Raw genomic sequence first — 18,123 nt, 5'->3', positions numbered from 1 at the left:
ACATCTTTCATAATCGACGCAAAGACGGAGTTGTCTATGAACACTGGGGCCTTCGTCTGCTCGTGTGCCGGAACCTGCGATATCGATCTCGAGGCGGCGCGTGAGGGGATCGACGACGTCGACGTCGCTGCCAGCTCGCGGCTGCTCTGCGGGGACGGACTCGAGGGGATGGAACACGTCGTCGAGGAGCACGAACTGGACCAGCTCATCGTCACCTGTCCCGAGGCGAGCGCCCAGGAGCGAATCCGCGAGGCGGCGATCGAGCGGGGGCTACACCCCGACGCCGTCGAGTTCGTCGACCAGCGCGAGAGCGCGGGCTGGGTCCACGGTGAGTCCGAGGCGACCGCCAAGACCGCGCGGCTGGTCAACGCGGCGAACGCCGGCCTCGAGAACGAGTCGGTCGGCCGATCGCTCACCTACGAGGCCGGCGAGCGGGTCGCGGTCGTTGGCGACCCCGAGACGGCCGCGGGACTCGCCGAGGGCGCCGACGTGACCCTGATCGCCGACGGTCGCGACTTCGCGGACACCGAGTACGACCTCGAGGACGTCCGGATCGAACGCGGTCGTGTCGTCGAGGTCGAGGGCAGTTTCGGCGAGTTCGAGCTGCGCGTGCGAAGCCGCGTCACCGACGACTGCATCTCCTGTATGGAGTGCGTCCGCGAGGCCCCCGACGGGAAGGCGACCCGCCACCCCGTCGACCTCGACCCCGACGTCGACGACGAGTCGCTGCCCGAGCTGTGTCCGACCGACGCCATCGAACTCGAGGGCGCCGAGCGCACCCTCGAGGCCGACCAGGTCGTCTACCCCGAGGCGACCGACTCGTCCCGCGGCGGCCGGCTCGGTTTCTACACCGCGCCGATCACCCCCGCGAAGGTGTCGGCGATCGAACGCCAGCTCGGCGGGGTCACGAAACCCGAATTTCTCGACCTCGAGATGGACGTCTGCGCCGCGGGGGCCTCGAGCCAGGCGGGCTGTAACGAGTGCGTCGAGGCCTGCCCCCACGGCGCCGTCGAGCGCGCCCGGATCGACGAGGTCGAGTTCCGCGAGGAGCTCTGTCAGAACTGCGGGGCCTGCACGAGTTCCTGTCCGACGGGCGCCACACAACTGCGCGAGCCAAGCAACGAGCGCATCGCCCGCGAGGTCGAGACGCTGCTGGTTCCCGACGAGGTCGAGCGGAGCTGGCTCCCGGGTCGCTCGGGGTCGGGCATCGACGACGCCGTCGTCGCGTTCGTCTGCTCGGAGCGAGCCGAGGACGCCCTCCGGGAGTACGGTCGGCTCGCGGCCGCGGGACGGGCCGACGTCGAGTACCCGCCGATCCTGCCCGTGCGGGTCAACTGCACGGATACGGTCGGCGAGGCCCACGCGATGCACGCGCTGGCGGCCGGCGCCGACGGCGTCGCGATCGTCGGCTGCGGCGGGAGCTGTCTGCACTCCGGACCCGATCCGAAGGCCGAGCTGGTCGAGCGCCTCGAGCGCGCGACGACCGACCTCGGCCTGGGCAACCGCGTCGAGTTCTTCGCGCCCGATCCCGACGAGCCCGAGGCGTTCGTCGACTCGCTGACCGCGTTCGTCGACGGGCTCGAGTCGACGCCCGTTCCCGCGGGCGAACACGAGGCCGAGGGCGGGATCGACGACCCCGGTCGCGAGAACCCCGCCTTCGACAGTCACGGCTGGACCCTCGAGAGCGTGCGGGCGATCCTCGCCCACGTCGAGCCCGAACGGCGGGTGATCCGCGGGCTGAAGGACTTCGGCGTCGTCGACGTCAGCGACGCCTGTACGCTGACCCCGACGTGTTCGAACCTCTGTCCGACCGACGCGTTGCGTCGGACCGAGACGGGCCTCGAGTTCAACCACGAGCGCTGTGTCAACTGCGAGCTCTGCGAGGAGGGCTGCATGGAGGACGCCATCGCGGTCGATCAGGGGCTGGATCTCTCCCTGCTGCCGGAGAACCGCGACGAGGAGGATCCTGCCTGGTCGACGGTGTTCGAGGGCTCGATGCTCGAGTGTCGCAGCTGCGGAAAGGAGTTCACCAGCGAGCGCTCCGCGGAGCGGATCAAGGGCGAGGTCGGCGACCTCGTCTCGGGGATGGCCCCCCACGCCGAGGGGAGCATCTTCGACTACTGCTCGGAGTGTCGATCGAAGTTACTGTACGACCGGAGCGGCGAGTGATCGGTATGGACATGGACGCCATCTACGCGGCGCGGCTCGACCTCGTCGAGTTCCTCGTCGCGGCGACCCACGACGCGCCGGGAGAAGCCTTCGTCGCGGACGTCCTCGAGGGTGAGGTGACCGCGCCCGCCGACAGCGTCAACGACGAGCTCGACCGCGGGTTCGCGCTGCTCGAGGAGTTCGTCGAGGCGAACCGCGAGCGACCGATCGAGGACGTCGTCGACGACCTCGAGGTCGAGTACACCCGCCTGCTCGTCGGTCCGCGACCGCCCGTGACTCCCCACGAGACCTACGTCCGCGAGGACATGGAGTACCTGGGCGAGGGATTACCGAAGGTCAAGGCCAGCTACGCCGCGGCCGGCTGGAAGCCGCCCGAGAACTACCCCGAGGAGGCCGACCACGTCGCGGTCGAACTCGCCTTCCTCCAGTACCTGATCCGCTCCCAGCACCAGGGCCGGGAGGAGGCGCTCGGCTACCAGCGGGTGTTCCACGAGGAGCACCTGACCCACTGGCTCGAAGAGTGCGCGCTCGAGATCGCCGAGAAGACCCACGAGACGTTCTACGAGGCGGTCGGCCACCTGCTGGCGGGCTACGACGAGTTCGAGGAAGGGATCGCGATGCAGGTGAGCTAGACGGTCCGTCGCTACTCGTCGTCGCCGCGTTCTTTCTCCTTGAGCTCGTCGGGGAACTCGACGACGCCGTCGACCTCGTCGTCGGCGATCTCGTGGGCTCCCGTGTGGGTCCAGGATTTTCGGGTCGCTTCGTCGCCGTCCTTCGGCGTCCAGTTGGTGCGTTTTCGCGCCATGCTGGTCGTCGGATACCGGCGGGAGACGTATAGTCGTTGTTCTCCGTCGCGGGGTCAGCGGCGCCCGCCGTTTACCCCGCGGTCGTCCTCGAGGAAGGCGCGGGCGAACAGGTCGACGTGCAGTTTCAGCAGCCGATCCGGCTCGAGGCCCGTCTCCGCGGCCTGGTCGTCGAGAAACGCCCCGAGATCGCCGCTGGGTTCGTAGACCACCGTCTCGCCCTCGAGGTCGAACTCGACGGCGGTCGCGCCGGAGACGAGGTGTTCGATCTCGAGCAGCGCCTGCTCGACTTTCGACTCGACGGCGGCCGATCCGGAGACGACCCGCGAGTCGCCCCACTCCTCGGCGGCCGCGAGGAAGCGCTCGCTCAGTTCGAACGACAGCGCGTCGGCAGTCGAAGGTCCGGTCATCTCACTCGCTCGGGGGGAACTCCTCGGGGCCGGGACTCGGCTCGCCCAGTTCGCCGTAGAGCAACACGACCGTCAGTCCGAGCACGAACAGCACGGCCAGGCCGATCAACCCCACGACCCCGCTCTGTCCGACCCAGTCGCCGTACGCGATCTCGCCCATGCTCGAGGAGACGTTCAGGATCGTCAGGAACGTCCACGCCCCGAAGGCGAGCAGGCCGACGAACACGAGCGGGTTCTGCCGAAACGCCGTTCGAAGTCCCATATCGACTGGGAGAATCAGGCCGAGCAGTATGAACGTTTTGAACGACGGTGACAGAGCCTCCCCTCGAGCCGTCAGGGCTCCAGTCCCCAGTCGGCGGCCTCGGCGGCGTCCTCGATCGAGAGGAACTCCCAGTCGGCGGCCTCGGCGATCGGTGCTTCCTCCTCGAGGCCGATCAGAAGCAGCCGCTCGGCGTAGAACATCGAGGTGCGATCGATCTCGCGGAGCCGCTCGGCCGGGCTCGTCCCGCTACCGGTGAAGAAGTCGGCGTCGACGGTGTTGGTCCGCTGGAAGTTCGTGATCGCGTGGGTCCCGACATCGCCGACGATCCCGATCCAGTCGGCCCACGATGAGGCGTCCGCGAACACCGCCGCGGGCGTCTCCAGCCGCCCGGCGGCCCGGTAGGTGAACGCGATCGTCATCTCGTCGGGACCCCCGCCGTGGGGACCGTCCGCCGCCGATCCCGCGGGCCGGGGTTCGGCCGTCGTTTCCCCCGCGTCGGCCGAGTCGCCGGCGCCCGCGCCGCCGCTCCGGGCCGGGATTCCGACCGGTTTGGTCCGTTCCGATCGCGGGACGTGAGGTGCGGGCGACGCCTCGGCGCCCGCGTCGGCACCGTTCGGGCCGTCGTCCCGTCCGGTGTCGGGCTCCTCGACGGCGGGTCCGGTCGTGGCGGGCCGTTCGGGTTCCTCGTCTGGGCTGCCCTCGCCGCGCCAGAGCCAGTCGCCGCGGTTCGGTTCCTCGGTCTCCTCGTCCTCGCCGCCGACGTCGAGTTCGTCGAGATCGATTCGTTCAGTCATGGTGTGAGTCGGGCTCGAGGTCCTCGAGCCCGTAGCGTTCGAGCGTCTCGCGGGTCGGTCGCCCCCGCTCGTCCCAGCCCCGGCGCTCGTAGTACCGATCGAGGGTGTCCTCGAAGCCGGCCGCGTCGATCGCCGCGCCGTCGTTTGGGCCGCCCTGAAGCGGTTCGGTCAGCCGCCGGGGGAGCGTGTCGTCCTCCCGGGAGAAGCCCTCGCGGCAGTTGAAGAGTCGGATCAGCGTCCAGACGCGCTCGCCGACCCGACGGAGCGCCGCGGGGTCGTACTCGCGGCCGACCGCCGCGAGCCAGTCTGCGCCGAGCGTTTTCGAGAGCGCCTCGCCGAAGAAGTCGTCGGCGATGAGACTCCAGAGGACCGCACGGCGGTCCTGCTCGGCGATCACGGCGTCCACGCGGTCGACGTCGTCCCAGTCGGTCCCGCCCAGCGCCTCGACCTCGACGGGGCGAGCGCGGCGGTGGCAGGCGCCCCGGTCGCTGGTCGCGTAGGCGAGCGCCATCGCGGACGCGCCGCGGGGGTCGTAGGCCGGCAGCGCCATCCCCTTCACCGAGGGGATCAGGTCGCCGCCGCCGTACTCGGCCGCGGCCGCGTCGACGCCGTCGGCCAGCGCCGCCCCCAGCGGGCTCGAACGGCGGGCGATCTCCTCGATCAGCTTCCGGGCACCAGCCTCGTCGCCGAACTCGAGGTCGCGGTCGATCAGGCCCTCCTGGCTCGCGCGGATCGCCCAGGCGACGGCGTTGCCACCCGAGATCACGTCGAGCGCCAGTCGGTCACAGACCGATCCCAGGGTGGCGACAGCGTCGAAGTCGTCGATCCCCAGACCCGCCCCCAGCGAGATCGGCGTCGATCCTCGCGGGACGCTCTCGCCGTCCTCGCCCTCGACCTGGAACCCGCCCGGAACCGGGTCGTCGGCGCGCTCGCGGTCGTGGGCGGCGTCGCGAACGGCCTCGATGCCGATCCCCTCGGCGCCGTCGAACCGCCCCTCCTGCCAGCCGCGGGTCGGGAGGACGCCGACCTCGTTGGCGAAGTCGATCGTCTCGAGGGTCTCGCTGGCGGCCTGCCAGCGCCCGGTGTCGTCGTCGGCGAAGGCCGCCTCGTAGCGCCGACGGAGCTCCCGGAGGTCCGCGTCGGGTTCGGGCGGGCCGTCGAGGGCGACCAGCGCCTTCAGCCGTTTCGCGCCCATCACCGCCCCCGCGCCGCCCCGGCCCGCGTGGTGGTCGCCGCCCCCGGAAGCGATCGTCGCGTAGGAGATGCCGTTCTCGCCCGCGGGACCGATGCAGGCGACCGCGGCCTCGCCCGCCCGCTCGTCGGTCTCGCGGGCGTCGAGTCCCCACCAGTCCGCGGCGGGTTCGATCGAGACCTCGCCGTCGGCGACCTCGAGCCTGACGGGGCGGTCGGCCCGCCCGGAGACGAGGACGCCGACGTTGTCCCCGAGCGAGCCCGCGAGCCGCCCGGCCATCTCGCCGCCCGCGTAGGAGTCGAGGAAGGCCCCCGTCAGCGGCGACTTCGTGACGACGACGTAGCGCTGCTCGCCGGGGAGGTACCCGGTCAGCGGGCCCGTCAGAAACAGCAGGACGTTCCCGCCGCCGAGCGGGTCCGCGCCCGGCTCGAGCTCCTCGTAGAGGTAGCGCGCGCCGAGTCCCTTCCCGCCGACGAAGTCGCGGCGCCACGACTCGGGTACCGGTTCGTACGCGACCGACTCGGCCGCGAGGTCGACGCGGACGAGAGACTCCCCCGTTTCCATACAGTCCCGTGATCGTAACCGCCGAACGATAGTTAAAGCTCTCGGCTCCGAACTACGCGACGTCGACGACGGGGTCGTCCTCGAGCAATCGGGTGAGGACGATCCGGGGAACCGCCCGTCGGTCGCGGATCTCGGCCGCAATCTCGCGGGCGACGTCCTCGAGTTCGGGCGTGTCGACCATGTTGATCAGCGGGATCACGGTCGCGTCCTCGGGAACGTCCTTGCACCCGCCCCGGCCGCTGGCCAGGACCGTCGCGACGTCGGTCGCCGAGATCCGATCCCCGAGTTCGAGGTCGGTGATCGACGCGACCCGTTCCGGGCGGTGGACGTGGTCCTCGGCGAGGCGCTCGCCGACGACCTTCGCGCTCGCGATGGGGACGACGACGTCGGTCGCGGCGGGGAGCTGGGGCTCGTCGTCGTTCGGGGCCTTGAACCAGCGGGTGCGGGCGCCGTCGGCCTTGACGACCACCGACGTCTCCGCGTCGAGTTCGGCCGCGAGTTCGTCGACGACCGCGGGATCGTAGCCGAGGTACCGATCCGACCCCTCGCGGCCGGCGACCAGCCCGAGCGGCCAGGACTCCGCCGTACGGATCGCCTCGAGCGGGGCGTCGGTGACGACCACGTCGGCGACCCGCTCCTCGAACGGCGGGATCCGGACCGTCGCGGTGACGACGGCGCGCTCGAGGACGTCGCCGAGGGCGTACAGGGTCGATTTCTTTCCACCCGCGCCGACGACGCAGGTCACGTTCCCCCTCGCGTCCAGGGCCTCGGGGAGCTTCATGGCGGTACCCGGACGCGAACGCACTTGTAGCTGCTCTTCGCGCCGCTCCGGGACGAGAACGCGGCTCGGTCCGTCCCTCGTCGGGATCGTCGCTCGAGGCGGACGGCGCGGCCGCTCGGGACGTCACCGTCAGCCGCCGTCGCCGAGCGCGTCCGCGCCGTCGTCCGTGACGTTCTCGTCGGAGTCGGCGGGTTCGTTCGAGTCGCTCGCCGCCGTCTCATCTTCGTTTCCGTTCGGCTCGTCGACGTCGACCGTCTCCGCGGCCCCCTCGTCGGTCCCGGCGGGCTCCGCGGCGTCCTCGGCCCCGTCGTCCGCGCCGCCGGCTCCGAGGCCAAGGAAGACACCCGCGAGGGTCAGCCCGAAGGCGACGAGAACGACGACCGTCGTGAGCACTAACGTTCCGAACGCGGCGCCCGACTCCCGCTCGTACCCGCGCGTCATACTCGGAGCGAGCACGCCGGGGGGCATTGTTACGCGCTCCGAACGGCCGTCCGCCGACGTCGCGAATCGTGGTCGTCCGCGCGCGGTCGCCGGGTTCGTCCCGAGTAGGCGAGGGCTACTCGACGAACGGCGGTTCCGGAACCGAAACGACTACCGACTCCCGTCCGTACCGCCGTGACATGGGAACCTACGACATCGAGCGGTATCTCAACGTTCGCAGCGCCTACGGCGCCTCCTTCGGCCCCGACGGCGAGCGACTCTCCTTCCTGATGGACACGACCGGCGTCTCGCAGGTCTGGTCCCTCGAGGAGCCCCGCTCCTGGCCCGAGCAGCGCACGTTCTACGACGAGCGGGTGACCTTCGCCTCCTGGTCGCCCGAACGGCCCGAACTGGTCTTCGGAATGGACGAGGGCGGCAACGAGCGCGCCCAGCTCTACCGGCTCGAGGCCGACACTGGCGAGATCGAGAACCTGACCGCGACGCCCGACGCGAAACACCGCTGGGGCGGCTGGAGCCACGACGGCGACCGGTTCGCGTTCGCCTCGAACCGCCGCGACGAGGCCGTCTTCGACATCTACGTCCAGGGTCGGGACGCGATCGGAGACGAGGCCGAACTCGTCCACGAGGGCGACGGCTGGCTCTCGCTGTCGGGCTGGAGCCCCGACGACTCCCAGCTGCTGGTCTCGCAGGCGTACTCCAACTTCGACCAGGATCTGTCCGTCCTCGACCTCGAGACCGGGGAGCTCGAGCACCTCACGCCCCACGAGGGCGACGTCCGGTATCAGAGTGCCAGCTGGGCGCCCGACGGCGAGGGGATCTACCTCGTGACCGACGAGGGCCACGCCGACACGCTGTATCTGGCCTATCTCGACATCGCAAGCGGCGAGATTGAAACGGTCGTCGCCGACGAGGAGTGGAACGTCGACGGGATCGCGCTCGACGACGAGACGGGGCGGTTCGTCTACTCGAAGAACGTCGAGGGCTACACGGAGCTAACGGTCGGCGAGTTCGACGCCGCGGAGCCGACCGCGTTCGAGACCTTCCCCGAGCCCGATCTGCCGGGCGGGGTCGCTGGCGGCGTGAGCTTCGCCCCCGACGCCGAGCGCTTCGCCATCTCGACGACCGGGGATACGGTCAACGCGAACGTCTTCGTGGTCGACGTGGAGAGCGGCGAGGCCGAGCGCTGGACGAGCGCGCCGACCGCGGGCATCCCGCGGGAGACGTTCGACGAGTCGGAGCTCGTCCACGTCGAGAGTTTCGATGGACTGGAGGTCCCCGGCTTCCTCACGCTTCCCGCCGAGGACGAGGCGAGCGAGACCGAAACCGGCGAGGGTGTCCCCGTCATCGTCGACATCCACGGCGGCCCCGAGAGCCAGCGCCGTCCCTCCTTCTCGAGCGTCAAACAGTACTTCCTCGACCGGGGGTACGCCTACTTCGAGCCGAACGTCCGCGGATCGGCGGGGTACGGCGCCGACTACGCGGCCCTCGACGACGTCGAGAAGCGGATGGACTCCGTGGCCGACATCGAGGCCTGCGTGGAGTGGCTGCAGGGCCACGAGGCGGTCGACCCCGATCGGATCGTCGCCAAGGGCGGCTCCTACGGCGGCTTCATGGTGCTGGCCGCGATGACCGAGTACCCCGACCTGTGGGCCGCGGGGATCGACATCGTCGGCATCGCCAACTTCGTCACGTTCCTCGAGAACACCGGCGACTGGCGCCGCGAGCTGCGCGAGGCCGAGTACGGCAGCCTCGCCGAGGACCGGGAGTTCCTCGAGGAGATCTCGCCGATCAACAACGTCGAGCGCATCGCGGCCCCGCTGTTCGTCCTCCACGGCGAGAACGATCCCCGCGTGCCCGTCGGCGAGGCCGAACAGATCGCCAAGCAGGCCAAAGCCCAGGGCGTTCCGGTTCACAAGCTGCTCTTCGAAGACGAGGGCCACGGCTTCTCGAAGCTCGAGAACCGCATCGAGGCCTACTCGGCGATCGCCGACTTCCTCGACGAGCACGTCTAGGGCGTCGCGGTCGCGATCAGCCGATGACGCCGGTCTTCGTCGCGACCTCCCGTGCCGCCCGCTCGTTCATCCCGTTGCCGAGGATCGTGTAGCGGTCGCGGATCTCGTGGCAGGTCGTCAGCGCCTCGATCACCGTCTCGTCGTCGATCCCGAGCTCGGCCGCGGTCGTCGGTGCATCGATGCTGTCGAGCGCGTCGCGGATATCGTGCCAGATACCCCGTTCGCCGCCGTGGAGGTAGGCGGTCATGATCGATCCGACGCCGACCTGGTGGCCGTGCAGCGCCGCCCCCGGCTCGAGGCGGTCGAGCTGGTGGGAGAAGAGGTGTTCGGCGCCGCTGGCGGGCCGCGACGAGCCCGCGATGCTCATCGCGACGCCCGAGGACATCAGCGCCTTGGTGACGATCCAGGCCGACTCCTCGAGGCCCGGCCGGACGTGGTCGGCGTTGTCGACGAGGATCTCCGCGGTCATCTCCGAGAGCGCGGCGCCGTACTCGGAGAACTCGACGTTCTGGAGCCGCCGGGCCAGCCGCCAGTCCATGACGGCGGTGTAGTTCGAGATGATGTCGGCACAGCCGGCGGTCGTCAGCTTCCAGGGGGCTTCCGCGAGGACGCCCGTGTCGGCGATCACGGCGAGCGGTGGCTCGGCCGCGACGCTGTGGCGGGTGTCGCCGTCGGGCACCGAGCCGCGGTTGCTGACGATCCCGTCGTGGCTGGCCGCGGTCGGCACGGAGAGAAAACCCATCCCGAGGTGCTCGCTCGCCATCTTCGCGATGTCGATGGCCTTTCCGCCGCCGATCCCGACGAGGTAGGAGACCTCCTCGGCCTCGGCCGTCTCGATGACCTCCTCGACGGCGTCGAACGACGCCGACTCGACGGTGACGACCGCGGGTTCGACGCCGGCGGCCTCGAAGTCGGCCGCGATCGGGTCCGCCGCGAGGCGACGCGGCGTCGGGCTCGTCACGAACAGCGGTCGCCCCTGGAGGTGAAGCTCGTCGACGGCGGCGACGACCTCCGACAGCACGCCGTGGCCGACGATCACGTTCCGCGGGAGTCGAATCCACGTCGACTTCTCGAACATACGTTGACCGAGTCACCACCGAAATATACGTGTTGTTGCTCGCCGTCGCGAACCCGGTCGGGAGCCGCCGGATTCGCGGGTCAGAACGTGTCGAGGATCCCGAGAACCCGCTCCTCGGCCTCCCGGTCGGGCTCGTGTTCGCTCCCGTCGCGGTCGCTCTCGAGGTGGGCCGCGACCGAGCGGGTCATCGCCTCGTCGATCGGCGTCGACTCCCAGCCCAGCGCCGCGAGCTTTCCGGTCGCGAGGACGTGGGGGTACTCCCGGTAGAGCACGTAGTCGGCGGGTTCGATGTCGCCCGCCTCGAGTTCGCGGGGGCCGGCGGTGACGACGTCGACCGTGGTGTCCAGTACGTCGGCGATCAGTTCGAGGGTCTCCTCGAGGGTGACGAGTCGCCGATCGCCGACGTTGTAGGCCTCGCCAGCCTCGCCGCGTTCGGCGACGATCCGCATGGCGGCGGCGACGTCCTCAACGTACGCGCGGTGCCAGAGGTTCGTCCCGTCGCCGGGGACGACGACCCGATCGAAGCGGTTGACGCGATCGATCCAGAAGTCCAGTCGTTCGGTGTAGTCGTGGGGGCCGTAGACGATGCAGGGTCTGACGGCCATGGCCCTGACCCCGCGCTCCGCGGCGGCGAACACCGCCCGATCGCCCTCGGCCTTGCGCGGGCCGTAGGTCGCGCCGGAGTCGTCGACGGCCTGCTCCGGGGTACACTCGGCGAGCGGGGTCTCGTCCTCCCGCTTGGGAATTTCCTCGCGGCCGTAAGCCGCCCCGCTCGAGACGAAGACGTACGCCTCACAGTCGGCGAAGATCCGGGTCGCGGCCTGGACGTCCTTCGGGTAGTAGGCGACGCAGTCGAAGACCGCGTCGGGGTCGACCTCGAGCGCGGCCGCCTCGAGCGCCGAGTCGTTCGTCCGATCGCCCTCGATACAGGCGACGCGGTCGTCGTCGGCGAAGGGGTTCTCGTGGGTCCCCCGGTTGAAGAGCGTCACGTCGTAGCCGTGCTCGAGGAGCTCGTCGACGAGGTGGCGGCCGATAAAGCGCGTACCGCCGATAACGAGTGCGTCGTCCATGATCGACGGTCGTCGCTTCGCGGGAAAACGGTGACGGACGTCGTCGCCGACGGGACCGTGTGAGTATCATGCAAACGAACGCACGCCCCGACCGTATCTGACTCATCGGCTACCCCCGGTTCGGAGAGCGACCCGCGGCGGATCGCCGTCGTTTTCGTGTCGAATCGGATAGCGGACGGTATGGGCGGAACCTACGTCCTCGCGATCGACGTCGAGGCGCCGACGAGCCTGACGGTCGGCGCGCTGGGCGAGCTGGCGTTCGAGGAAGAAACGTACGCCTACATCGGCAGCGCGTTCGGCCCCGGCGGATTCGCCCGCCTCGACCGCCACCGCGAACTGGCCCGCGGCGAGCGCGACGTTCGCCACTGGCACGTCGACTACCTGCTCGGTCACGAGGCGGCGAGCCTCGAGGCGGCCGTCAGGTTCCCCGACGCCGACCGGGAGTGCGAACTCGCGGGGACGCTTCCCGGCGAAGCGGTTCCCGGCTTCGGGTCCTCGGACTGCGACTGCGGGTCACACCTGCTCGAGACGCCCGGACTCGAGGCGTTGCTCGAGGCGGCCGCGGACGCAGGCGGCGTCCTCGAGGCCGACACCGAAGTCGGAGCCGACTAGACGTTATACCGCTCGCTCGCGAATCGAGCCGTATGTCCGAGACGGACGTCGACCCCGAACTCGCCGACGACGCGATGGATCGCTTCCCCGTCCCCGATTACGAGACCCTCCCCGAGGATCTGCGGGAGCGGATCGATGAAGAGACCGAGCGCGCCGGCTTCACCCCGAACGTGTTCTCGGCGCTGTCGTACAAGCCGTCGCACTTCCGGGCCTTCTTCGACTACCACGACGCCCTGGTCGAGGAGACGGCCTTAGAGCGCGAGGAGATCGAGATGATCGTCGTCGCGGTCTCCGGCGTGAACCACTGCTACTACTGTAACGTCGCCCACGGCGCCCTGGTACGGATCTACGCCGACGACCCGCTGCTGGCCGACCAGCTGGTCGCGAACTACCGTACCGCGGATATCAACGAGGCCCACCGGACGATGTTAGACGTCGCCGTGAAACTCACCGAATCGCCCGCCAGGGTCGACGAGGACGACCTCGAGACCCTGCGCGAGGCCGGCTTCGGCGAGGAAGCGCTGTGGGATATCGCCTCCGTAACCGCCTTCTACAACCTGAGCAACCGACTCGCGACGTTCGCGGGAATGCGACCGAACGACGAGTTCCACACGCTGGGACGCGAGTAGCGACCGTCGGCCGTCCGCAGGGTCCCCGCCTCGAGCCGACCGGGAATCCGCCTCACAGGCGGAAAAACCTTGTAGAGTGACAGGAAAGGCGAACGTATCGTGGATCCCGTCCCGACTCGAGCCGAACGGATCGCGGCGATCGTCGCGATCCTCGCCGTCCTGGCACTCGTGCCGGCAGCCGCGCTCGGGTCCGGGATCGCGGTCGTCGTCCTGCTGTTCGTCGCGTTCGCCTGCGGAACGATCGCGAAGGCGCGCGTCGACCTCGAGGCGCTGCGAACGTTCGGCCTCCGTTCGGTCCCCGACGACGATCCGGCGACCGAACGCTTCCGCGAACGCCGCCGGCGGAGGGACGAACGCCTCCGCGAGGCCGTCCCGTCGGAGTACGACCCGCGGCTCGACCGACTGCTGGCGGCCGGGCTGGCCGTCGTCGGCGTCGGCGCGCTCGCGGCCGTCGCGTCGGGGGTCGGCGACGGCGGGCGAACGACCGTCCGCCTGCTGGTCGTCGCGCTGATCGGGCTCAACGGCGCGCTGATCGCCTACGCGGCGTCGTACGTGAACGCCGGAGAATAACTGTGAGAGCGACGGCGATCAGTCGTCGCTCGCGGCGAACCCGGGCGAGTCGGCGTCGACGGGCGTCTCGGGCGTTCCCGGGAGTTCGCTGCGGACGTCGTCGCCGCCCTGCTCGGTGATCGCCTCGTGGTAGGCCTCAGGCATCACCTTCACGAACGACTCGAGGGCGCGCTCCCAGTTCTCGAGCAGTTCGCGGCCCCGTTCGGAGCCGGTGTAGGCGACGTGGTTCTCGACGAGTCGGCGCAGCATCTCGACGTCGGCGTCCTCGAGTTCGTCGTGGAGCGCGACCATCCCGGTGTTGGCGCGGTCGGCGAACTCCTCGTCGGGGTCGAACACGTAGGCGACGCCGCCGGACATCCCGGCCGCGAAGTTCGTCCCCGTCTCCCCGAGGACGGCGACGACGCCCCCGGTCATGTACTCGCAGCCGTGGTCGCCGACGCCCTCGACGACGGCCTTCGCGCCGGAGTTGCGCACCGCGAACCGTTCGCCGGCAACGCCGTTGACGTACAGCTGGCCGTCGGTCGCGCCGTACAGTGCGACGTTGCCGATCGCGACGTTCTCGGTCGGATCGTAGCTCGCGGCCTCGGGCGTCCGAACGGTGATCTTTCCGCCCGAGAGACCCTTGCCGACGTAGTCGTTGGAGCTCCCCTCGAGGTGCAAGGAGACGCCGCTGGCGAGGAACGCGCCGAAGCTCTGGCCGGCGGTCCCTGCCGCGTCGACCGTGATCGTGTCCTCGGGCAGCCCGGGCTCGCCGTAGCGGTCGGTGATCCGGTTCGAAAGCATCGCACCGACCGCGCGGTCGACGTTGGTGACCGCCGTCGAGAGCGTCACCGGCTCGCGGTCCTCGATCGCCGCGCTCGCGGCGTCGATCAGCTCGCGGTCGAGCTGGTCCTCGAGCTCGTGGTCCTGCTCGCGGACCTTGTGGCGGACGTCGCCCGCGGGCTCGGCCAGCACCGCCGAGAGGTCGACGGTGCGGGCCTTCGGGTGGTCGACGTCGGTGCGCTGGGAGAGGACCTCGACTCGGCCGATCATCTCGTCGACGGTCTCGAAGCCGAGCTCGGCCATGATCTCCCGCAGCTCCTGGGCGATGAACGACATGTAATTGATGACGTGTTCGGGTTCGCCGGGGAACCGCTTGCGGAGGTCCTCGCGCTGGGTCGCGACGCCGACGGGACAGGTGTTCTCGTGACACTGGCGGGCCATGACACAGCCCGAGGTCACGAGCGAAGCGGTGCCGAAGACGTACTCCTCGGCGCCGAGCAGGGCGGCGACGGCGACGTCCCGGCCCGTCTTCATCCCGCCGTCGGCCGAGACACGGATGCGGTCCCGGAGCCCGGTCTGACGGAGCATCTGGTTGGCCTCGGCCAGCCCGAGCTCCCAGGGGAGGCCGGCGCTCTTGATCGAGGTGCGCGGCGAGGCCCCGGTCCCCCCGGAGTGGCCCGAGATGTGGACCACGTCGGCGTTGGCCTTCGCGACGCCGGCGGCGACGGTGCCGATGCCCGCCTCGGAGACGAGCTTGACGTTGATGTCGGCGTCCTCGTTGGCGGCCTTCAGATCGAAGATCAGCTGCTTTAAGTCCTCGATCGAGTAGATGTCGTGCAGCGGGGGCGGCGAGATCAGCCCGACGCCGGGCGTGGACTTGCGGACGTGGGCGATCATCTCGTTGACCTTCTCGCCGGGGAGGTGGCCGCCCTCGCCGGGCTTCGAGCCCTGGGCCATCTTGATCTGGAGTTCGTCGGCCGAGGAGAGGTACGTCGAGGTGACGCCGAACCGTCCGGAGGCGACCTGCTTGACGTTGCACTCGCGTTCGGTGCCGAACCGCTCGGGCGGTTCGCCGCCCTCGCCCGAATTGGACTTGCCGCCGATGCGGTTCATCGCGATCGAGTTGTTCTCGTGGGCCTCCGGAGACAGGCTGCCGAGGCTCATCGCGGCCGTCGAGAACCGCTCGACGATATCAGCGACGGGTTCGACGTCCTCGAGCGGGATCGACTCGCGTTCGGAGTCGAACTCGAGCAGCCCCCGCAGCGTCTGGAGGGTCTGATTCTGGTCGTTGACCTGTTCGGCGAACTCCCGGTACCGTTCGTAGTCGTTCGCGCGAACCGACTGCTGGAGCGCGCCGACGGTGTCGGGGTTCCACTGGTGGTGGACGCCGTTCGAGCGGTGCTCGAACTCGCCGTGGCGGTCGAGCTCGGAGTCGTCGTCGCCGAAGGCCGCCTCGTGACGTTCGCGGACGTCGGCCTCGATCTCGGCGAGTCCGATCCCCTCGGTGCGGTTCTCGGTGCCCGCGAAGTACTCCGCGACGAGGTCGGAGTCGAGCCCGACGGCCTCGAAGATCTGCGCGCCCTGGTAGCTCTCGACCGTCGAGATCCCCATCTTGGCCATGATCTTCAGCAGGCCGTCCTCGACGGCCTCGACGTAGGCGTCGATCGCGAGTTCGGTCTCGGCGCCGTCGGGGCCCGCGGTGATGTCGGCGATCGTCTGGTAGGCCAGATACGGGTTGACCGCGCCGGCGCCGTAGCCGACCAGCGTCGCGAAGTGGTGGACGGTCCGCGGATCCGCGGACTCGACGACCAGTCCGACGTGGTTGCGAAGCCCGTTGCGCACGAGGTGGTGGTGGACCCCGCCGGTCGCGAGCAGGCTCGGGATCGCCGCGCGCTCCTCGTCGACGCCCCGGTCGGAGAGGATCAGGACGTCGTGGCCGTCCTCGATCGCCTCGACGGCCTCGGCGCGGACGCGTTCGATAGCGGCCTCGAGGTCCGTGCCCGGCTCCTCGCTCGTCGGCTCGTAGGTGATGTCGACCGTCGCGGCGGTGATCCCGTTCGCCTCGCAGTCGCGGATCGACCCGAGCTCGGCGTCGGTGAGGATCGGCGAGTCGAGCACCAGCTGGCGGGCGTGTTCGGGCGACTCGGCCAGCAGGTTGCGCTGGTAGCCGAGTCGGCTCTCCATCGAGGTGACCAGCTCCTCGCGGATGTAATCAAGCGGCGGGTTCGTGACCTGGGCGAACAGCTGCTTGAAGTACGAGAAGAGGGGGCGGTTGAACTCCGTCAGGACGGACAGCGGCGTGTCGTCGCCCATCGAGCCGACGGGATCTTTCGCCGTCCGGGTCATCGGCTCGATCAGGTTCTCGAGTTCGTCGTGGGTGTAACCGAATGCGGCCTGCTGGTCCCGCAGGGCCTCGACGGGGTCCCGTGGTGTCCGCTCGCCGGTCGCGACGATGTCGGCTAACTGGACCTGTTCCTGCTCGACCCACGCGCCGTAGCGCTCGTCGGTCAGGTCCTCGAAGACCTCGTCGTCGGGGACGACCCGCCCCTCCTCGGGGTCGGCGAGGAACAGCTGTCCGGGCTGGAGACGACCGCGCTCGGCGATCTCCGCGGGATCGGTCTCGAGCGCGCCCGCCTCGCTGGCCATGATCAGTCGGTCGTCGGTCGTGACGTCGTACCGACACGGCCGCAGGCCGTTGCGGTCGAGGACCGCGCCGACGCGCTCGCCGTCGGTGGCGGCGACCAGCGCAGGGCCGTCCCAGGGCTCGACCAGGGAGGCGTGGAAGTCGTACCAGTCCTTGCGCTCGGCGTCCATCGCGTCGTCGCCACGCCAGGCCTCGGGGACGAGCATCCGCAGGGCGTGTTCGAGGTCGCGGCCGTCCTGCATCAGCAGCTCGAGGGCGTTGTCGACGCTCGCGGTGTCGGACTGGTCGGGGTCGTCGATGATCGGCTTGACCGCCTCGAGATCTTCGAGGACCTCGCTCTCGAGGTCGGTCTCCCGGGCACGCATCCAGTTGATGTTGCCCCTGATGGTGTTGAACTCGCCGTTGTGGACGATGTTGCGGTAGGGGTGGGCGAGGTGCCAGGCGCCGAGCGTGTTCGTCGAGAAGCGCTCGTGGACCATCGCGAACGTCGACTCCATCCGTTCGTCCCGCAGGTCGGGGTAGTACGACGGGACCTGCTCGCCCTTGAGCAGCCCCTTGTAGACGATCGTATCCGAGTCGAGCGAGCAGACGTAGAAGCGCTCTTTCCCGTCGACGTCACAGTCCTCGACGGCGTTCTCGAGGGCGCGCCGGGCGACGTACAGCCGTCGGTCGAACGCCTCGTCGGAGAGCTCGTCCGCAGGTGCGACGGCGACCTGCCGGACGTCGGGTTCGGAGTCGAGCGCGGTCGCGCCGAGGTCGGCGTTGTCGGTGGGAACGTCGCGCCACTCGAGCACCTCGAGGTCGTACTCCGCGAGCGCGTCCTCGGCGATTTCGGCGAGGTGCTCGCGGGCCTCGTCGTCGGTCGGGAAGAAGAGCGAACCGATCGCGTAGGCCTCGGGGAGATCCGCGTCGAGGACGTCCGCGAAGAACGAATCGGGCGTCTGGAGCATGATACCCGCACCGTCGCCGGTGTTCTGTTCCGCCCCGGTCGTCCCGCGGTGCTCGAGGTTGACAAGCAGATCCAGTCCGTCGGCGACGACGTCGTGACCGCCCGCCCCGTCGAGATCCATTACGACGCCGACCCCGCAGTTCGACCGTTCGTCCGTCGGGTCCGCAAGACCCGGAGAACGATCGGTGTTCGAAGTGTGTGGCTGTGGCATGCACCCTCCTTGGGAGATCTCCCATAAGAGGCTACTCCATAATGGCTAAGTGTATTATATACACATATAAGGTGATATAGCCTATAATGAAATTATTTATACTGCAGATTGCGGGCGGAACGCGTCGCTACTCGGTCAGGAGGGACGAAAGGTGTCAGAGGCACGTAGTG

The 18,123-nt window shown here is 69.5% G+C and carries 16 protein-coding genes; 6 read left to right on the top strand and 10 right to left on the bottom strand.

The window, feature by feature from the left end; genetic code table 11:
- Positions 1-36: 36 nt before the first annotated feature.
- Together GWG54_RS08075 and GWG54_RS08070 are read left to right on the top strand one after the other, a co-directional pair.
- Positions 37-2,169: a hydrogenase iron-sulfur subunit gene (locus GWG54_RS08075; RefSeq protein WP_167937295.1), complete on the top strand. Its 2,133-nt coding sequence runs from the start codon at positions 37-39 to the stop codon at positions 2,167-2,169.
- Between the two features lie 5 nt (positions 2,170-2,174).
- Positions 2,175-2,801: a molecular chaperone gene (locus GWG54_RS08070; protein ID WP_167937294.1), complete on the top strand. Its 627-nt coding sequence runs from the start codon at positions 2,175-2,177 to the stop codon at positions 2,799-2,801.
- A gap of 11 nt (positions 2,802-2,812) precedes the next feature.
- On the opposite strand, the gene GWG54_RS08065 is transcribed toward GWG54_RS08070, so the two are convergent.
- The 7 genes from GWG54_RS08065 to GWG54_RS08035 form a co-directional block, all read right to left on the bottom strand.
- Complete coding sequence (locus GWG54_RS08065) at positions 2,813-2,974, bottom strand: hypothetical protein (protein ID WP_167937293.1); 162 nt, start codon at positions 2,972-2,974, stop codon at positions 2,813-2,815.
- Positions 2,975-3,028: 54 nt separating this feature from the next.
- Positions 3,029-3,382: a hypothetical protein gene (locus GWG54_RS08060; RefSeq protein WP_167937292.1), complete on the bottom strand. Its 354-nt coding sequence runs from the start codon at positions 3,380-3,382 to the stop codon at positions 3,029-3,031.
- 1 nt (position 3,383) lies between these two features.
- Positions 3,384-3,644 carry a hypothetical protein gene (locus GWG54_RS08055; RefSeq protein WP_167937291.1) on the bottom strand — a complete coding sequence of 87 codons (261 nt, stop codon included), beginning with the start codon at positions 3,642-3,644 and terminating at the stop codon, positions 3,384-3,386.
- A gap of 71 nt (positions 3,645-3,715) precedes the next feature.
- Entirely contained in the window at positions 3,716-4,438 is a 723-nt protein-coding gene (locus tag GWG54_RS08050) for a hypothetical protein (RefSeq protein ID WP_167937290.1), read from the bottom strand.
- Complete coding sequence (locus GWG54_RS08045) at positions 4,431-6,194, bottom strand: aldehyde ferredoxin oxidoreductase family protein (RefSeq protein ID WP_167937289.1); 1,764 nt, start codon at positions 6,192-6,194, stop codon at positions 4,431-4,433. The genes GWG54_RS08050 and GWG54_RS08045 overlap by 8 nt, the downstream gene beginning before the upstream one ends.
- Before the next feature lie 52 nt (positions 6,195-6,246).
- Positions 6,247-6,975 carry a selenium cofactor biosynthesis protein YqeC gene (yqeC, locus tag GWG54_RS08040; protein WP_167937288.1) on the bottom strand — a complete coding sequence of 243 codons (729 nt, stop codon included), beginning with the start codon at positions 6,973-6,975 and terminating at the stop codon, positions 6,247-6,249.
- Between the two features lie 129 nt (positions 6,976-7,104).
- The gene (locus tag GWG54_RS08035) at positions 7,105-7,416 is read right to left on the bottom strand and encodes a hypothetical protein (protein ID WP_167937287.1); all 312 of its coding nucleotides are present in this window, start codon (positions 7,414-7,416) and stop codon (positions 7,105-7,107) included.
- 179 nt (positions 7,417-7,595) lie between these two features.
- Here GWG54_RS08035 and GWG54_RS08030 point away from each other — a divergent pair, with 179 nt between their 5' ends.
- Positions 7,596-9,428 carry a S9 family peptidase gene (locus tag GWG54_RS08030; protein WP_167937286.1) on the top strand — a complete coding sequence of 611 codons (1,833 nt, stop codon included), beginning with the start codon at positions 7,596-7,598 and terminating at the stop codon, positions 9,426-9,428.
- 16 nt (positions 9,429-9,444) lie between these two features.
- Here GWG54_RS08030 and GWG54_RS08025 read toward each other — a convergent pair whose 3' ends face one another.
- Positions 9,445-10,506: an NAD(P)-dependent glycerol-1-phosphate dehydrogenase gene (locus tag GWG54_RS08025; RefSeq protein ID WP_167937285.1), complete on the bottom strand. Its 1,062-nt coding sequence runs from the start codon at positions 10,504-10,506 to the stop codon at positions 9,445-9,447.
- A gap of 80 nt (positions 10,507-10,586) precedes the next feature.
- Entirely contained in the window at positions 10,587-11,576 is a 990-nt protein-coding gene (locus GWG54_RS08020) for an NAD-dependent epimerase/dehydratase family protein (RefSeq protein WP_167937284.1), read from the bottom strand.
- A 180-nt stretch (positions 11,577-11,756) separates the two neighbouring features.
- On the opposite strand from GWG54_RS08020, the gene GWG54_RS08015 reads away from it, so the two are divergent.
- The 3 genes from GWG54_RS08015 to GWG54_RS08005 all read left to right on the top strand — a co-directional run bounded on the left by GWG54_RS08015 (position 11,757) and on the right by GWG54_RS08005 (position 13,387).
- Positions 11,757-12,188: a DUF123 domain-containing protein gene (locus GWG54_RS08015; protein WP_167937283.1), complete on the top strand. Its 432-nt coding sequence runs from the start codon at positions 11,757-11,759 to the stop codon at positions 12,186-12,188.
- Positions 12,189-12,220: 32 nt separating this feature from the next.
- Positions 12,221-12,817 carry a peroxidase-related enzyme gene (locus GWG54_RS08010; RefSeq protein ID WP_167937282.1) on the top strand — a complete coding sequence of 199 codons (597 nt, stop codon included), beginning with the start codon at positions 12,221-12,223 and terminating at the stop codon, positions 12,815-12,817.
- 99 nt (positions 12,818-12,916) lie between these two features.
- A complete protein-coding gene (locus GWG54_RS08005; RefSeq protein ID WP_167937281.1) occupies positions 12,917-13,387 on the top strand; it encodes a hypothetical protein in 471 nt (156 codons plus the stop codon).
- Between the two features lie 18 nt (positions 13,388-13,405).
- On the opposite strand, the gene gltB is transcribed toward GWG54_RS08005, so the two are convergent.
- Positions 13,406-17,953 (bottom strand): glutamate synthase large subunit, encoded by a 4,548-nt coding sequence (gltB, locus tag GWG54_RS08000; protein WP_167937280.1) that lies wholly within the window; start codon positions 17,951-17,953, stop codon positions 13,406-13,408.
- Positions 17,954-18,123: the final 170 nt, after the last annotated feature.

The sequence above is a fragment of the Natronococcus sp. JC468 genome (assembly GCF_012163165.1).
Lineage (GTDB): Archaea > Halobacteriota > Halobacteria > Halobacteriales > Natrialbaceae > Natronococcus > Natronococcus jeotgali.
This window is presented reverse-complemented; position numbering and strand designations above follow the sequence as displayed.

What these genes read in the sequence shown, in the direction of transcription:
- GWG54_RS08045 (WP_167937289.1), bottom strand. Translation starts at nt 6,194, where the DNA reads ATGGAAACGGGGGAGTCTCTCGTCCGCGTCGACCTCGCGGCCGAGTCG.
- gltB (WP_167937280.1), bottom strand. Translation starts at nt 17,953, where the DNA reads ATGCCACAGCCACACACTTCGAACACCGATCGTTCTCCGGGTCTTGCG.
- GWG54_RS08010 (WP_167937282.1), top strand. Translation starts at nt 12,221, where the DNA reads ATGTCCGAGACGGACGTCGACCCCGAACTCGCCGACGACGCGATGGAT.
- GWG54_RS08050 (WP_167937290.1), bottom strand. Translation starts at nt 4,438, where the DNA reads ATGACTGAACGAATCGATCTCGACGAACTCGACGTCGGCGGCGAGGAC.
- GWG54_RS08070 (WP_167937294.1), top strand. Translation starts at nt 2,175, where the DNA reads ATGGACATGGACGCCATCTACGCGGCGCGGCTCGACCTCGTCGAGTTC.
- GWG54_RS08060 (WP_167937292.1), bottom strand. Translation starts at nt 3,382, where the DNA reads ATGACCGGACCTTCGACTGCCGACGCGCTGTCGTTCGAACTGAGCGAG.
- GWG54_RS08020 (WP_167937284.1), bottom strand. Translation starts at nt 11,576, where the DNA reads ATGGACGACGCACTCGTTATCGGCGGTACGCGCTTTATCGGCCGCCAC.
- GWG54_RS08065 (WP_167937293.1), bottom strand. Translation starts at nt 2,974, where the DNA reads ATGGCGCGAAAACGCACCAACTGGACGCCGAAGGACGGCGACGAAGCG.
- GWG54_RS08075 (WP_167937295.1), top strand. Translation starts at nt 37, where the DNA reads ATGAACACTGGGGCCTTCGTCTGCTCGTGTGCCGGAACCTGCGATATC.
- GWG54_RS08035 (WP_167937287.1), bottom strand. Translation starts at nt 7,416, where the DNA reads ATGACGCGCGGGTACGAGCGGGAGTCGGGCGCCGCGTTCGGAACGTTA.
- GWG54_RS08030 (WP_167937286.1), top strand. Translation starts at nt 7,596, where the DNA reads ATGGGAACCTACGACATCGAGCGGTATCTCAACGTTCGCAGCGCCTAC.
- yqeC (WP_167937288.1), bottom strand. Translation starts at nt 6,975, where the DNA reads ATGAAGCTCCCCGAGGCCCTGGACGCGAGGGGGAACGTGACCTGCGTC.
- GWG54_RS08025 (WP_167937285.1), bottom strand. Translation starts at nt 10,506, where the DNA reads ATGTTCGAGAAGTCGACGTGGATTCGACTCCCGCGGAACGTGATCGTC.
- GWG54_RS08015 (WP_167937283.1), top strand. Translation starts at nt 11,757, where the DNA reads ATGGGCGGAACCTACGTCCTCGCGATCGACGTCGAGGCGCCGACGAGC.
- GWG54_RS08055 (WP_167937291.1), bottom strand. Translation starts at nt 3,644, where the DNA reads ATGGGACTTCGAACGGCGTTTCGGCAGAACCCGCTCGTGTTCGTCGGC.